General features: G+C 69.3%; 18 protein-coding genes. 5 read left to right on the top strand and 13 right to left on the bottom strand.

Going from position 1 to position 13,506, the window contains the following annotated elements:
- Positions 1–62: 62 nt before the first annotated feature.
- The gene (locus ASC95_RS09810) at positions 63–257 is read left to right on the top strand and encodes a PEP-CTERM sorting domain-containing protein (RefSeq protein ID WP_057297554.1); all 195 of its coding nucleotides are present in this window, start codon (positions 63–65) and stop codon (positions 255–257) included.
- Between the two features lie 36 nt (positions 258–293).
- Here the strand turns inward: ASC95_RS09810 and ASC95_RS09805 are convergent, their stop codons facing one another.
- From ASC95_RS09805 to ASC95_RS09755, 11 genes are all read right to left on the bottom strand, one after another.
- Positions 294–938, bottom strand: a complete 645-nt coding sequence (locus ASC95_RS09805) for a glutathione S-transferase family protein (protein WP_057297553.1) — start codon at positions 936–938, stop codon at positions 294–296.
- 1 nt (position 939) lies between these two features.
- Positions 940–2,199: an RNA polymerase sigma factor gene (locus ASC95_RS09800; protein ID WP_057297552.1), complete on the bottom strand. Its 1,260-nt coding sequence runs from the start codon at positions 2,197–2,199 to the stop codon at positions 940–942.
- 4 nt (positions 2,200–2,203) lie between these two features.
- Positions 2,204–2,695, bottom strand: a complete 492-nt coding sequence (locus ASC95_RS09795; RefSeq protein WP_057297551.1) for a VOC family protein — start codon at positions 2,693–2,695, stop codon at positions 2,204–2,206.
- Positions 2,696–2,872: 177 nt separating this feature from the next.
- The gene (locus ASC95_RS09790) at positions 2,873–3,277 is read right to left on the bottom strand and encodes a VOC family protein (protein WP_057298309.1); all 405 of its coding nucleotides are present in this window, start codon (positions 3,275–3,277) and stop codon (positions 2,873–2,875) included.
- 8 nt (positions 3,278–3,285) lie between these two features.
- Positions 3,286–3,687 (bottom strand): VOC family protein, encoded by a 402-nt coding sequence (locus ASC95_RS09785; protein ID WP_057297550.1) that lies wholly within the window; start codon positions 3,685–3,687, stop codon positions 3,286–3,288.
- Between the two features lie 11 nt (positions 3,688–3,698).
- The gene (locus ASC95_RS09780; RefSeq protein ID WP_057297549.1) at positions 3,699–4,139 is read right to left on the bottom strand and encodes an SRPBCC domain-containing protein; all 441 of its coding nucleotides are present in this window, start codon (positions 4,137–4,139) and stop codon (positions 3,699–3,701) included.
- Positions 4,136–4,678 (bottom strand): SRPBCC family protein, encoded by a 543-nt coding sequence (locus ASC95_RS09775; protein WP_057297548.1) that lies wholly within the window; start codon positions 4,676–4,678, stop codon positions 4,136–4,138. The genes ASC95_RS09780 and ASC95_RS09775 overlap by 4 nt, the downstream gene beginning before the upstream one ends.
- Positions 4,679–4,688: 10 nt before the next feature.
- A complete protein-coding gene (locus ASC95_RS09770; RefSeq protein WP_057297547.1) occupies positions 4,689–5,093 on the bottom strand; it encodes a YciI family protein in 405 nt (134 codons plus the stop codon).
- Between the two features lie 283 nt (positions 5,094–5,376).
- Positions 5,377–5,724 carry a YciI family protein gene (locus ASC95_RS09765; protein WP_057297546.1) on the bottom strand — a complete coding sequence of 116 codons (348 nt, stop codon included), beginning with the start codon at positions 5,722–5,724 and terminating at the stop codon, positions 5,377–5,379.
- A gap of 118 nt (positions 5,725–5,842) precedes the next feature.
- Positions 5,843–7,324 carry a hypothetical protein gene (locus tag ASC95_RS09760; RefSeq protein WP_235537860.1) on the bottom strand — a complete coding sequence of 494 codons (1,482 nt, stop codon included), beginning with the start codon at positions 7,322–7,324 and terminating at the stop codon, positions 5,843–5,845.
- A 6-nt stretch (positions 7,325–7,330) separates the two neighbouring features.
- Positions 7,331–8,584 (bottom strand): SPFH domain-containing protein, encoded by a 1,254-nt coding sequence (locus ASC95_RS09755; RefSeq protein ID WP_235537859.1) that lies wholly within the window; start codon positions 8,582–8,584, stop codon positions 7,331–7,333.
- A gap of 254 nt (positions 8,585–8,838) precedes the next feature.
- Between ASC95_RS09755 and sodC the strand changes: the two genes are divergently transcribed.
- Positions 8,839–9,360 carry a superoxide dismutase family protein gene (gene sodC, locus ASC95_RS09750; RefSeq protein WP_057297544.1) on the top strand — a complete coding sequence of 174 codons (522 nt, stop codon included), beginning with the start codon at positions 8,839–8,841 and terminating at the stop codon, positions 9,358–9,360.
- On the opposite strand, the gene ASC95_RS09745 is transcribed toward sodC, so the two are convergent.
- Complete coding sequence (locus ASC95_RS09745; protein WP_057297543.1) at positions 9,357–9,737, bottom strand: VOC family protein; 381 nt, start codon at positions 9,735–9,737, stop codon at positions 9,357–9,359. The two genes, sodC and ASC95_RS09745, sit on opposite strands and share 4 nt — an antisense overlap.
- A gap of 101 nt (positions 9,738–9,838) precedes the next feature.
- Positions 9,839–10,153, bottom strand: a complete 315-nt coding sequence (locus ASC95_RS09740) for an NIPSNAP family protein (RefSeq protein ID WP_057297542.1) — start codon at positions 10,151–10,153, stop codon at positions 9,839–9,841.
- 98 nt (positions 10,154–10,251) lie between these two features.
- On the opposite strand from ASC95_RS09740, the gene ASC95_RS09735 reads away from it, so the two are divergent.
- From ASC95_RS09735 to ASC95_RS09725, 3 genes are all read left to right on the top strand, one after another.
- Positions 10,252–10,653, top strand: coding sequence for a DUF1801 domain-containing protein (locus tag ASC95_RS09735; RefSeq protein WP_057297541.1), 402 nt, complete (start codon positions 10,252–10,254; stop codon positions 10,651–10,653).
- Positions 10,654–10,718: 65 nt separating this feature from the next.
- Positions 10,719–11,432 (top strand): response regulator transcription factor, encoded by a 714-nt coding sequence (locus ASC95_RS09730; RefSeq protein ID WP_057297540.1) that lies wholly within the window; start codon positions 10,719–10,721, stop codon positions 11,430–11,432.
- On the top strand, positions 11,429–13,486 hold the full coding sequence (locus ASC95_RS09725) for a HAMP domain-containing sensor histidine kinase (RefSeq protein WP_057297539.1): 2,058 nt from the start codon (positions 11,429–11,431) through the stop codon (positions 13,484–13,486). Before ASC95_RS09730 ends, ASC95_RS09725 begins: the two co-directional genes overlap by 4 nt.
- Positions 13,487–13,506: the final 20 nt, after the last annotated feature.

Genomic DNA, 13,506 nt, shown 5'->3' with positions numbered 1-13,506 from the left:
AAAGCGGCCCACGCGCCGCCCAAGCTCTTCATACCGGAGGGATTCCGGGCAAGGAGACAACGATGAACACCCTGTCCACCCTGATGAGCCGCGCGGCCGTGGCCGGCATGGCTTTGCTGCCCGCCCTGGCTCAGGCCCAGGCCAATTGCGGCCAGCCGGGCACGCCGCCCTGCCCGACGCCGGAGCCCGGCAGCTGGCCCCTGGTGGCGCTGGCCCTGGGCGTACTGGTCGCCGTCAAGTTCATTCGGCGAAAGTAACCCCGCCCGCCGGGCTCGCCACAGGCCGGCCCAGGCCTAGGCTGGGCGCGTGTTGACGGCCAGTTGTGCCGCGAAGGCGCGCTGGTAGGCGGGCCGCGCCTCGCCGCGGGCGACGTAGGCAGCCAGGCTGGGGAACTCATCGAGCAGGCCGGATGGCCGGGCCCGCAGCAGCACCGACACCATCAGCAGGTCGCCAGCGCTGAAATCGCCGTCCAGCCAGTCGGCATCACCCAGGCGGTCTGCCAGCTGGGTCAGCCGCGCGCGCACGCGGTTCTCGACCAGAGGCTGGCGCTCGTCCTTCCAGGGCTTGTCGCCTTCTGCGAACTTGACGATGACGAGTTCCAGGATGGGCGGCTCGACCGAGTTGAGCGCAGCGAACATCCACGTGATGGCACGCGCCCTGGCGTTGGCGTCGGCGGGGAACAGACCCGGCCCGCGCTCGGCGATGTGCAGCACGATGGACCCGGTCTCGAACAGCGTCAGCTCGCCTTCCTCGTAGGTGGGAATCTGGCCGAAGGGATGCAGCGCCAGGTGCGCGGCCTGCTTCATCGCGGGCATGGGCACGAGGCGCACCTCGTAGGGCAGGCCGACCTCCTCGAGCGCCCAGCGCACGCGGGTGTCGCGCGCCAGTCCCTTGCCGCCATCAGGCGAGCGGTCAAAAGCAGTGATGGTGATGGTCATGTCAATTCGCCAGTCGCCTGGCGCGTGTGGTCAGCAGCTCGCGCTGCATCTCGTTGTCTGTCAGCTCCGCGGCCCGCAGATAGGCCTCGCGCGCTTCGACGGCGCGGCCCAGTCGTTCGAGCACATCGGCCTGGGCGCCGGCCAGGAAAGGGTATCGCTTGAGCTGCGGCTCGGCAGCGAGCTGCTCCAGCAGCGGCAGTGCAGCGGCCGGCCCGTCGGCGAAGCTGACGGCCACGGCACGGTTCAGGGCGATGACGGGCGAAGGATTGAGGGCCAGCAGGCGGTCATAACCGCCGACGATGGCGTGCCAGTCGGTGTCCTCGGCGCGTGCGGCGCGGGCGTGGCAGGCGGCGATCGTCGCTTGCAGCGTGTAGGGCCCCGGCTCGCCCAGGCTCAGCGCGCGCTCCAGCGCCGCCAGGCCGCGGCGGATCAGCAGCGGGTCCCAACGGCGCCGGTCCTGGTCGGGCAGCAGCACCGGGCGGCCCTGGGCGTCCATGCGCGCGGGCAGGCGCGAGGCCTGGATCTCCAGCAGCGCGGCCAGACCGTGCACTTCGGCATCTTGAGGCAGCAGGTGCTGCAGCTGGCGCACCAGGCGCAGGGCTTCGTCGCACAGGGCCGGCCGCAGCAGGCTGGCGCCGCTGCCGGCGCTGTGGCCCTCGTTGAAGATCAGATAGACGACCGCCAGCACGGCGCCCAGGCGCTGCTCGCGCTCGCCGGCACTCGGCAGCTCGTAGGCCTGGCCGTTGAGCGCCTTCTTGGCGCGCACGATGCGCTGCGCCACGGTGGCCTCGGGCTGCAGGAAGGCGCGCGCGATCTCGGGCGTCTCCAGGCCGCCGAGCAGGCGCAGCGTCAACGCGACCTGGGCCTCGCGCGGCAGCACCGGGTGGCAGGCGATGAAGATCAGGCGCAGCTGCTCGTCGCCGATTTCGGCCTGGTCGCGGGCGGCGTCAAGGTGGTCGACGAAGTCGGGCACGACATGGGTGCCGGCGGCCTCGTCGTCGGCCGCGAGGTGCTCGTGTTCGCGCTCCAGCATCGCGCGCCGGCGCAGCCGGTCCAGGGCCTTGTTGCGGGTGGCAGTCATCAGCCAGGCGGCAGGGTTGTTGGGTTGGCCGTCGCGCGGCCAGTTCTCCATGGCGGCGATGAGGGCGTCCTGTGCACAGTCTTCTGCCTCGTCGAGGTCGCGCAGCATCTTGGCCGCCGCGCCCACGAGGCGGCTGCGCTCGATGCGCCAGACGCCGGCTGCAAGTTCAGCATGGTTCACGGCTTCAGGTGCCGTCGTAGGCGCGCTGGAGCGCGGCCAGGTCGATCTTCTCCATCGACCAGATCGACTGGAACACGCGCTGCACGCGTGCCGGATCGGGGTCGCGGATCATCTCGAACCAGGCCGCGGGGATGATCTGCCAGGACAGGCCCCAGGCGTCCTCCACCCAGCCGCATGCCTTGGGCTTGCCACCGCCCGCCTGCAGCTGCTCCCAGAGGTGGTCGATCTCGGCCTGGTCTTCGCAGGCGACCATCAGCGAGAACGCCTCGTTGAGTTTGAAGTGCGAGCCGCCGTTGAAGGCCGTCATCTGCTGGCCGAGCAGTTCGAACTGCACCACCATGACGGTGCCGGCCGCGCCGGGAGAGTTCTCGCCCCAGCGCTGCGTGTGGATGACGCGGCCCTTGTCGGCGCCGAACACCTTCAGGTAGTGCGCCACCGCAACTTCGGCGCCGCTCTGGTACCAGACGAAGGGCGTGAGTTTCTGCTGGATTTTCATAGTCGTTCCTGATTCAAATCTCGCCGTCTGACGAGCGTGTTTCGGGCCGCGCGCCGGGCCGCCCCAAGCCGGCCCGGCAGGCGATGTGCTTGGCGGTCGAGCCGCCAAGCATCGCCGTCCCCCAGGGGGACCGGCCAGGTGCGCCCGCGTTCAGCGAGCGCGACTGGACGAGGGGCTTCATCCCTGAGGCGGCATGCCGGTCATGTGGACGAGTTCCCAGTGGTGGCCGTCCAGGTCCTCGAAGCCATGGCCGTACATGAAGCCATGGTCCTGCGCCTCGCTCGGGATGTTGCCGCCGGCGGCCTTGGCCTTCGCGACCAGGGCATCGACCTCCTCGCGGCTCTCGCAGCTCAGGCACACCCAGCCCGTCGTGGCGGTCTTGGCGTCCGGGAACGCCTTGGGGGTGAAGGTCCTGGCGAAGTCCTCGGCCAGCAGCATGGCGTAGAGGTTCTCGCCCAGCTCCATGCCGGCGCCCTTGTCGTTGGTGAACTGAGGGTTGAACTTGTAGCCCACGGCCTCGAAGAAGGCCTTGCTCTTGGCCAGGTCCTTGACGGGCATGTTGACGTAGATCTGCTTGTGCATGGTGATGCTCACTCGGGTTTGATCAGGGGTTGGACGAGGTGGATGAGGTTGCCGCAGCCGTCCTCGAACATGACGGCCTTGATCGGCCCCATGTTCTCGGGCTCGCCGCGCACGACGACGCCGCGCTCGCGCAGCTTGCGCGCCTCGGCCTCGACGTCGTCGGTGACGAAGGCGGTGGCCGGGATGTTGGCGTCGTACAAGGCCTTCTGGTAGACCTTGGCCGGCGCGAAGCCCATGGGCTCCAGGGCCAGCTCGACCCCGGCGATGCCCTCGGGCGACACGACGGTCAGCCAGCGGTAGGTCGGGCCCATCGGGATGTCGGCCATCTTGGTGAAGCCGAGCTTGCCCGTGTAGAAGGCCAGGGCCTTGTCCTGGTCGTCGACCATGACGGAGGAAATCTTGATCTGCATGATGATTCCTTTCAGTGAATGGATTCGGCCAGGGCCTTGAGGCGGCGCAGCGCCTGCGGCCAGGTGGTCTGGAGAAAGTCGGTGAAGCCGTCGTCCCAGCTTTGCAGGTGCACCGTCAACTGCGTGCCGGCGGGCGTGGCGCTGAAGACGTAGCGCTCATGCGCGGGCTCATCGTGCAGGCGGCTGTCGGGCAGCGGACGGCCGTCCTTGATCTCGCCGACCAGGCGCAGCGACAGCCGCTCGTGCAGGACGCATTCGTCGACGACGGCCTCCATGCCAAAACCCTTGGGGTCGAGGAAGCGGATGCGCCGGCCCGCCGCCCAGACGCCTTCGTAATAGGAACCCTCGGCGAAGGCGCGGGTCCAGTCGCGGTAGGCGGTGGGGTCGAACATGCAGTCCCAGACCCGCGCCACCGGGGCGGCGATGTCGATGCTGAAGTCGAGATCCTTCATGACTTGGGGCCTTCCGCAAGCTGGCGCAGGTTCTGCAGGCCGGCCTCGAAGTCGCGGCCCACCATCTTGTCCATGTCGATGAACACGCCCATCAACTTGCTGATGAAGTTGGCGGGGCCGTGCATGGCCCAGCGCACCTCGGTGGCGCCGTCGGGCGTGGGCTGCAGGGCGAACTCGGCCTGGTTGTGGGCCTCGAAGGGCTTCACGAAATCCAGCTTCATCTGCACCGCGCGGCCGGGCTGCTGGCTGACGATCTCCAGGCTGCCGCTGCCGACCTCCTTGCTGTCCCAGTCATAGCGGGAGCCGATGCCGCTCGAGGCGCCGCTGTAGGCGCTCTTGATCAGCGGGTCCTTGCGTTCATAGGGGTTCCAGCGGTTGAAGGCGCGCAGCTCGCTGACCAGGGGCCAGACCTTGTCGGCCGGGGCGGCGATGCGGGCGCGGCGCTCGACGCGGAACTCGTCGGGGCGGGTGGCGGCGTAGGCCAGCAGCAGCACCAGGGCGACACCCAGGCAGATCAGGATGATGGAGAGGTTGCTCATGGTGCTCTCCTTATTCGGCACGGATGGCCATGTCGCCGCCGGGGGCGAAGTCGGCGTCTTCATAGAGACGGCGCACTTCGATCTCGCAGTCCTCGCTGAGGAAGGGCTGCGGGAAGCGGCTGGCCCAGGCACGCGCCTCCTCGACGGAACGCACCTGGATCAGCGTGTAGCCGGCGATCAGCTCCTTGGTCTCGGCGAAGGGGCCGTCGATGATGGTGCGGCTGCCGTCCTTGCCGTAGTGCTGGCGCCAGCCGTCACGGCTCGGGCGCAGGCCGGCACCGTCCAGCAGCACGCCGGCGCGCGCCATCTCCTCGTGGAAGGCGCCCATCTCCTCGAACAGCTTGGCGTATTCGGGGCCGGGCGGGTCACCGCGCTCGCTGGTGGCTCGGGCGCGGACTTGGATCATGAATCGCATGGCGGGTCTCCTGGGTGGCTGAGACAGCGCTCGTTTTGCTGCCTTCATCTCCACGACGATCCATGCGACCCGGTTTCGACAAGCCTCGGGAAACTACTGATATTTCGAAATTGGGGCTATCCGGGCCGAGCGCTGGGCTGCCATGGGCCAGAGGCCCATGGCCTGTCGTAGGCACAAGCAGTCCGCAGGGACTGCTTGTGTCCGACTCCAGTTCGCCGAGCCGGCCCACCGGGGGACCGGTCGGGTGCGCCCTCGTTCAGCGAGGCGCGACTGGACGAGGGGCTCACATATAGCAGGGGCCGACACCGCGGATCTCCACGGTGGCCCATTCGGCGGCCGGGCAGCGCTCGGCCCAGGCCATCGCGACGGCAGGGTCTTCGGTGTCGAGCAGGAAATACCCGCCCACCATCTCCTTGGCCTCGGCAAACGGGCCGTCCCAGATCTGGGCGTCGCCGCCGCGCTTGGCGTAGCGCTTGGCCGCCGTGCCTAGGGAGTTGGTGCCCAGCAGCAGGCCGGTTTCCTTGAGTTCGGCGGTGAAGTCCAGCATGCGCTGGTAGACAGCCTCGCCGGCAACGCGGCCGCGTTCGGCGCGCTGGCCCGTGGGTTCGACGATGAGCAGCATCTGGGGCATGGTCGGGTTCCGCAGTCCGTGGCAACAGGCCGGCATTCTGGCGCCTGTCGAATCTCATTCCTGGCAGTTGGGTTGAACGGCGTCATGAGCCACAGCCGAAGCGCCAGCGAGGTTTCGCTCAACGCCGCATCGGCGAGCTGCCCCGCCAGGCGGGGTCGGCCCAGCGCTGGAAGGCGCCCATCAATGCCGGCTCGCTGGACTGGCGTTCGGTCGCCAGGTTGCTGAGCGACACGACCTCGAAGCTGCGGCGGTACTTGCCCTCGGCGCGGAACTCGCGGGCCAGCAGCATCTGCGCACCGCCCGGTACCCAGCCGGCGAACTCGGCCACGCCCAGGCCCGGCTGGGCCGGAGCCGGTGGCATGACCTCGATGCGCCAGCCGCCGTTCCTGCCCGGCTCCTTCAAGAACACCCACAGTTCGCGCCAGCCATCCAGCGGCTGGGCGGCCAGGGTCAGCGCGCGACCCTCGCGGTTCAGCGAGGCCGAGGCCAGCGCAATCTGGCCATAGCTGCAGCGGCGCGCGGCCAGCTTACCGCCTTCCTTCAGTTCGACGCAGCGCTCGCCGTCGGCACCCGGCAGCAGCGTGAGCTGCACGGCGCCGAAGTCACGTGCCGTGGCGGCCGTGCCCAGCCAGCGCGCCGCGTTCACGCGCATGGCGGCGTCGGCATAGGCGGCCTGGTCGTCCTCGGTCAGCTCGGTCGGCGTGATGCCGGCAAACTCGGCCAGGGCCGGCACGGCCTCGCCCCCCGCACCGCGGCGCGCCTGGGCAAAGGCAAGGCTGGCGGCGACGCTAGCACGGCGCATCTGCAGGCGGTTCTTCCAGTGCACGGGCAGCGCGGCCGCATCCACCTGGGCCAGCACCTGCTGGCGCCATTGGTCACGCGCCTCGGCCTCGCGCGGCGTGGCACGTGGGTTCAGGCAGTCGGGCCGCGTGAGTGCGAGCACCGCATGCACGCGCTGCTCGGGCGTGGCGGCGGTGACGAGCAGGCGGCGGAAGGCCTCGCCGTCGTAGCAGACCTGCACGCGACCCTCTTCCACGTCGAAGGACTCGAACTTCAGGCCGTAGCGCGCCGCCACGTCCATCTGAGCGGCCAGCTGGCCCTCGGCCGGCCTGGCGGCCGGCTGCGACGCGCGGTCGGCGATGCGCTCGGCGAAAGTGCCCATCGCATCCAGCACCTCGGCGCCGCCGGGGCCGGCGAACTCGGCCGGCGTGGCCAGCTGCACATAGGCCGCGGTCAGGCCCAGGCCCAGGCCCTCGGTGCCCCATTGCTGGCGGGCCAGTCGAAGTTGAGCGAGGACCTCGGCGCTGGCGCCATCGCCACGCGGCATGACCAGGACCTGGCCCTTGCGCAGCCAGCCACCGCGCTCGCGGCGGTAGTCCCAGACCTGCCAGTGGTCGCCACGCTCGGCGCGGATCTCCAGCGCCTCGCCGCGCGCCATCTGGGCTTGCAGCGAAGCGGTGTCGCGCGGCGCACCGCGCAGCGGGGCGTCCTGCACCACGAGGCCGGCCCGAGGGAATGAAAGCAAGTCGGTGGCGTTGGCGCTCGTCATGACGACGGCAGCGACCGCGGCGGCCACGACGATCAGGGCAATGCGACGCATGATGGCTTACTCCTTCACCATCGCTTCGCCGTTGCCTTCGGCGACCGCGGCCTTGGGCGAGTTGCCGCCAAGCAGCGCACTGCCGATGAAGCCGCCCGAACCGGGCGGGGCGATGATGACCTGCACCTTGTCCGACAGCTTGTCGACCATGGCCTTCTGCACCAGCAGCGGATGGCGGGTCAGCAGCGCTCCTTCCGCGGCCATCTGGCTGGCATTGGCCTTGCCCACCTGGCCCAGGCGGTAGGCCTCGGCATCGGCCAGCTTCTGGCGCGCAGAGGCCTCGGCGTCGACCTCGATGCGGCGTGCCTTGGCCTGGCCTTCGGCCTGCTGGATGCGCGCGGCGCTGTCGGCCTGGGCTTCAAGGGCCCGCTGCTCGATCTGCTTCTGCTTGAAGGGCAGCACATGCTTCATGGCCTCTTCCTGGGCCTTGGCCGCAATGATCTGCTCGCGGCCGGCGGCCTCGGCAGCCGTCTCGCGGCGCACCTTGTCGGCGGCGGCGGTCAGCTCAGTCTCCTTGACCTTCTTGTCGGCGATCTCCAGCGTGTAGCGCATGCGCTCACTGGCCAGGCTGTCGGCCAGCAAACTGTCCATGCCGCGGCGGTAGTCGGGCGGCAGGTCCACGGAGCCGATCTGCACGCCCTTGAGCACGATGCCGTCGCCGGCCAGCTTGGCGCGCAACTCGGCCTCCAGCGCCGCGGCGATCTCGGCGCGCTGGCTGGAGAAGATCTCGCGCACGGTGCGCTTGGCAATCTGCTTGTAGACGACGGCCTGCACGGCCGGCGCGATGACGTCTGCCTCGATGTCGTCGGGCAGCTTGCGCGACAGCTCGGCCAGGCGGGTCGTGTCGACCGCCCAGCGCACGTTCATGTCCAGGCCCAGGGACAGGCCTTCCACCGACTGCAACGGCGCCGGGCCGCCGGCCCGGGCGATGGCGGCGGGGTGGTAGCTCTGATCGCGCAGCGGGAACAGACGCACCTCGTGCAGGCCGGGGATGCGCACGTAGCTGCCGTCGCGGAACTCGCTGGTGCCGCCGCTGAACTGGTTGGTGCGCAGCGCCGCCTGGCCATGGGGCACGGCCTGCAAGGGCGGGTGGGTGACGACCGCATAGCCAACGCCGGTCACGGCCGTCAGGATGAGCAGCGGCGGCAGGGCGCGACGCAGCGAACGGGCGGCCGTGGGCGTGGCTTCAAGGTCGCGGCTGGCTCCGCGGCTGAAAGCGTGGCGGAGGGAGGCGGTGAGGATCTTGAGGCGTTGCAGCATGGTGAGGGTTCCTTGGGCGATGTGCATCGGTGTTCGATGCATGGCGGCCATGGTTCCCAGTCATGCGGGAAGGGACGAGAGCGAGGCGCGGTGAGTGTCTTCCGACGTCATGGAAGGAATCTTCCGGACATGTCAGCATCCACCTTCGTGGGCCATCCCCTCAACGCAGACGACATGTACCGTCAAGCCGGTACATGTCACATTCGAACGCCGTGAGCCAGTGCCTACGCTTGGCAACCTACCAAGGAGACCTCATGAAAAGCCTGTTCATCGCCGGCGCCTGCCTGCTTGCCAGCTCGCTGGCCGTGGCCGCCGAAGCCACCGTGACCCTCAACCTGGCCGAAAAGCAGGGCGACGGCGCCGCCCTCGGCACCGTTCGCATCGTCGAGACGCCCTATGGCCTGGCCTTCTATCCCCAGCTGAAGGGCCTGCCGCCCGGCCTGCATGGCTTCCATGTCCACGAGAAGCCCTCCTGCGCGCCCGCCGAGAGCAACGGCGCCGTCGTGCCGGCCGGTGCCGCCGGCGGCCACCTCGACCCGCAGGGTACGAAGAAGCATGGCGAGCCCTGGGGCGATGGCCACCTGGGCGACCTGCCGCCGCTCTACGCGGCCGCCGACGGCACGGCCACTTCGCCCGTTCTGGGCCCGCGTCTCAAGCTGGCCGATGTCAAAGGCCATGCATTGATGGTTCACGCCGGCGGCGACAACCACGCTGACCATCCGATGCCGCTGGGCGGCGGTGGTGCACGCATGGGCTGTGGCGTGATTGGCGGCTAAGCCAGATCCTCGTGGATGCAGAGGTAATTGCCCTCCGTGTCCTTGAACCACGCCGCCTTCTCGGAGCCGAGAACGCAGACGTGGTCGACGGTCTTGAAGTCCGGGTAGTCGTAGTCCTCGAACACGACACCGGCGCGCTGGAGCTCGGCGATGCTGGTGGCGATGTCGTCCACCTTGAAGCTGATGGCTGTGTGATCGGCCTTGGTGCCGCCTGGCTTGGGGAAGAGCGCCAGCGTGCTGCCTGCCACGTTGTAGACGAATTTGCCATCCGGCTTCAGGCCGCCGGGCACCAGGCCCAGGCAGCCTTCGTAGAAGGCCCGGGCCCGGGCCATGTCGGCCACGGGCAGCATCGTCGTGACGGGAGCGCTGTTCAGCATATGCAGTCCTTTCGCTCGTGCCGGTCATGCGAAGGCTGGCCGGGCGCTGAGCATAGGACGGGCGCCAAGCCGGCGCCACCTCCGGTCAGTGGATGGGATTCCTAGGCGTCGTCCGTCAGGACGGGCCTGAAGAAACTGCGCTCGTAGCTCAGGAAGCACTGCGTTTCCTTCGCATACGCAAAGGCAGCCTGGCATTCCGGGTCTTGAAGCGAGCGGTTGCGGTAGTCCTCATAGGCCGCCAGCGACGGAAAGGAGAACAAGGCCAGGGCAAAGTTGTTGGCCCCTTCGGACGGCAGGAAGTAGCCATGGTGCGTGCCACCGAACTTCGCGACCAGCGGCAGCCAGAGCTTGCCGTAGTGCTCAAACTCCTTGGCCTTGTTGGGGTCGATGACGTAGCGCAGATAGCAGGTGATCATGGAGGCGGGTCGCAGTTCGGTGACTTGCTGATTCTGTGGCGCATTCGCCGGCTGAGGCGACATGCAGCGGGCGCCGGCCTTTTCGCCAGAATCCTGCCATGCCCAAGCTGGCCACCGCCGACACCACCGCTGCCGTGGACCAGTTCATGGCGGCGCTCGATCACCCCTTCAAGGCCGAGATCGAGGCGCTGCGCCGGGCCATGCGGGCCGTCGACCCGTCCATCGCCGAGGGCATCAAGTGGAATGCGCCGAGCTGGCGCACGAGCGACTACTTCGCCACCACCCATCTGCGCAGCAAGGCCGGCCTGGGCCTGATCCTGCACCTGGGCGCCAAGGCTCGCGAGTTGCCCGAAGGCGGCCTGCAGATCGCAGACCCCACCGGCCTGCTGAAGTGGCTGGGCAAGGACCGCGCACAAGTCGAATTCACCTCTGCAGCCGACTTCATGGCCAAGCTGCCCGCGCTGCAGGCAGTGCTGAAGGGCTGGATCCGCCACGTCTAAGCCATGGCGGCCAAGCGGAAGAATCCTTCCGCGACCGGCTGTGCAGGCCTCCACATAATCACCGCATGCCCCGCATCGCCGTCATCGAAGACGACCCCACCACCAGCGAGCAGCTGGCCGGCTGGATTCGTGCCGCCCGCCCCGAGCTGACCGTCGACCAATGGTTGGACCGCGACGCGGCGGAAGCCGCCCTGCTGCGCGAGCGCTACGACCTCGTCGTGCTCGACATCGAGCTGGGCCGCGAGCGCAATGCCGGCGTGGCGCTGATCAACGAGATCAACAAGCAGGGCCTGGGCACGCCGGTGCTGGTGGTGTCGGCCATGCCGGCGGCCATCTACCGCAGCATCATGAAGGCGCTGGACGCCTGGGACTACCTGCAGAAGACGACCTTCGATGAGGCCGAGTTCATCGAGACCTTCCTGGACATCCTGCGCACGGCGAGGCTGCGTGAACCGGCGCTGAAACCGGCCACGCCTGCCATCAAGGCCGGCGACGAAAGCCTGCTTCTCGATCCGCTGAAGCAGCGCACGCCGATGTGGCGCGGCCAGCGCATCAACCTGCCGCTGACGGCCCAGCGCATCCTCGCCTCGCTGCATGCCCGCGCCGGCGAGGTGGTCAGCTACGAGGAGCTGTTCGACGTCGTCAAGAGCGGCCGCAACCGCGACAACGTGCGCAAGCACGTGGCGACCATCCGCGACGCGTTCAGGGACGTGGACCCGACGTTTGACGGCATCGAGAACATCCCCATGCGCGGCTTTCGGTGGGCGCCGGGCGGATGAAGCTCGGCCGGGTGGAGCTGCCCGACATGCCGCGCCTGGGCGTCGCGGCCTTTCGCAACCGCATCGTCTTCCACCTCGTCTTCATCGCCCTGGCCCTGGCCACGCTGGCCCTGGCGCTGGCCCTGCTTAACGAGGAGCGCCAGCGCAATGCCCAGCGCTACGAGCAGACCTTCGCCAAGTCGCTGGCCGAGATCGTGGCCCAGCTGCGCCACCCCTCCGGCCAGCTGGCGCTGATGAACCCCGAGCCCGCCCAGGTGGACGCGGGCTGGGTTGCGCCGCTGGTACTGCCTTTCGCGGCCATCGATTTCGACGACGCGACCAAGGCCCAGCGCGCTGTAGAGATGGCCGGCTGCGCGCTGCAATACCCCGGCGGCGCCAGCCTGTGCACGGCGGTGGGCAGCAACGCCTACGCCGGTGGCTTCGTCTATCTCGTGGCCGCGCTGGATGCGCCGCCGCTGGTGTCGCGTGAGCGTGGCACGCTGGAGCTGGCCGACATGCACCGCGTGCACATCAGCCTGAAGCGCGACGGCGCCGAGCAGCATTGGCTGGCACCCGTGGAGATGATCGATGCCCAGCGCGGCCAGCTGCCCGGCTTCACTGTCAACGACGCCGGCAACACGACGACGCTGCCGTACAAGGCCCGGCCGCAGCGCGATTTCCGCGGCTGGGTCTGGCGCGAAGGGCCGTGCCTGAGCACGAGCGAACCCTGCGCGCGCCGCACGACGGTGTCCATCCGCCTGCCGGTGGAAGCCTTTCGCGAGGCGCTGTTCCGCCCCGGCGGGCCGCAATGGCCGCCGGCTGATTTGTCTCGCACCGGCCTGCGCCTGGCCCTGCTGGGCCCGGGCGGCACGGTGCTGTTCGACAGCAGCAGCGCCGTGGCCCAGCCGCCGCTGACGCTGGCGCGGCTGTCCGGCACGCTGGCGCCGGGCGAGACGCTGAAGATCACCCGCGGCAGCACGGTCACCGCGCTGCTGCAGGGCGCCGACGAGACCGCTGCGCCGCCGTCGCCGTGGCTGACGGCCTTGATCCAGCACCTGCCCGCGCCGGCCACGCCGCGCACCCTGCAGGCCCGGGACACGGTGACGACGCCCGCGGGCCGCTTCGACATCACGCTGAGCGGCGATCTGCAGGGCCTGGACCGAACCTTGAGCGCCAGCGCCGCCCGCCTGGCCTGGCCGGTGGGCGCGATGCTGGCGGCGATTGCGCTGGCCTGGCTCATCATCGAGATGGGCCTGATCCGCCGCGTCGCCAAGTTGACCAAGCGCGCCGCCGCGCTGTCGCACCAGCTGCAATCGCCCGAGCGCTTCGAGCTCGGCACGCTGGACGTGGCCGACCTGCGGGGCCGCGATGAGCTGGGCATCCTGGCCGGCAGCCTGTCGGACCTGCTACAGCACGCCCGCGACAGCCTGCGCCGCGAGCAGCTGCGCGCCGAGCGCGAGCACGACCAGTGGCATGCGGTGGGCCACGAGATCATGTCGCCGCTGCAGTCGCTGATGCTGCTGCACGCCGGCGATGCCGACCCGAGCCGGCGCTATGTGCAGCGCATGCAGCAGGCCGTCAAGGTGCTTTACGGCCAGGCCTCACCGAGCGAAGCCCTGGCCGCCGCGACACTGGCCGTGGGCCGGCTGGACCTGGACGCCTTCCTGCGGCAGGTGGCCGAGAACGCCGCCTACGCGGGCATTGCCAACGTGGCCTACACGCCGGGCGAGCCGGCCTGGGTGCAGGCCGACGAATATCCGCTCGAAGACGCCATCACCCACGTGCTGACCAATGCCGACCGCTACCGCGTCGCCGGCACGCCCATCACGCTGACGCTGCGCGTCGAAGGCGAGCTGGCGCTCGTGGACGTCCACAACCAGGGCGCGCAGATTGCGGCGGACCTGCTCGCGCGCATCTTCGACTACGGCGTCAGCGACGCCGAACCGGAAGACGGCGTCCGGCGGGGCCAGGGGCTGTTCGTCGCCAAGACCTATCTGGCCAAGATGGGCGGCAGCATCGCGGCGCGCAATGTCGAAGATGGTGTCGTCTTCGAGATCGGGTTGCGGCGCGGCTAGGCTTGATCAGGTCGACGCGG

This window comes from Pelomonas sp. Root1217 (assembly GCF_001425705.1).
Lineage (GTDB): Bacteria > Pseudomonadota > Gammaproteobacteria > Burkholderiales > Burkholderiaceae_C > Pelomonas.
This window is presented reverse-complemented; position numbering and strand designations above follow the sequence as displayed.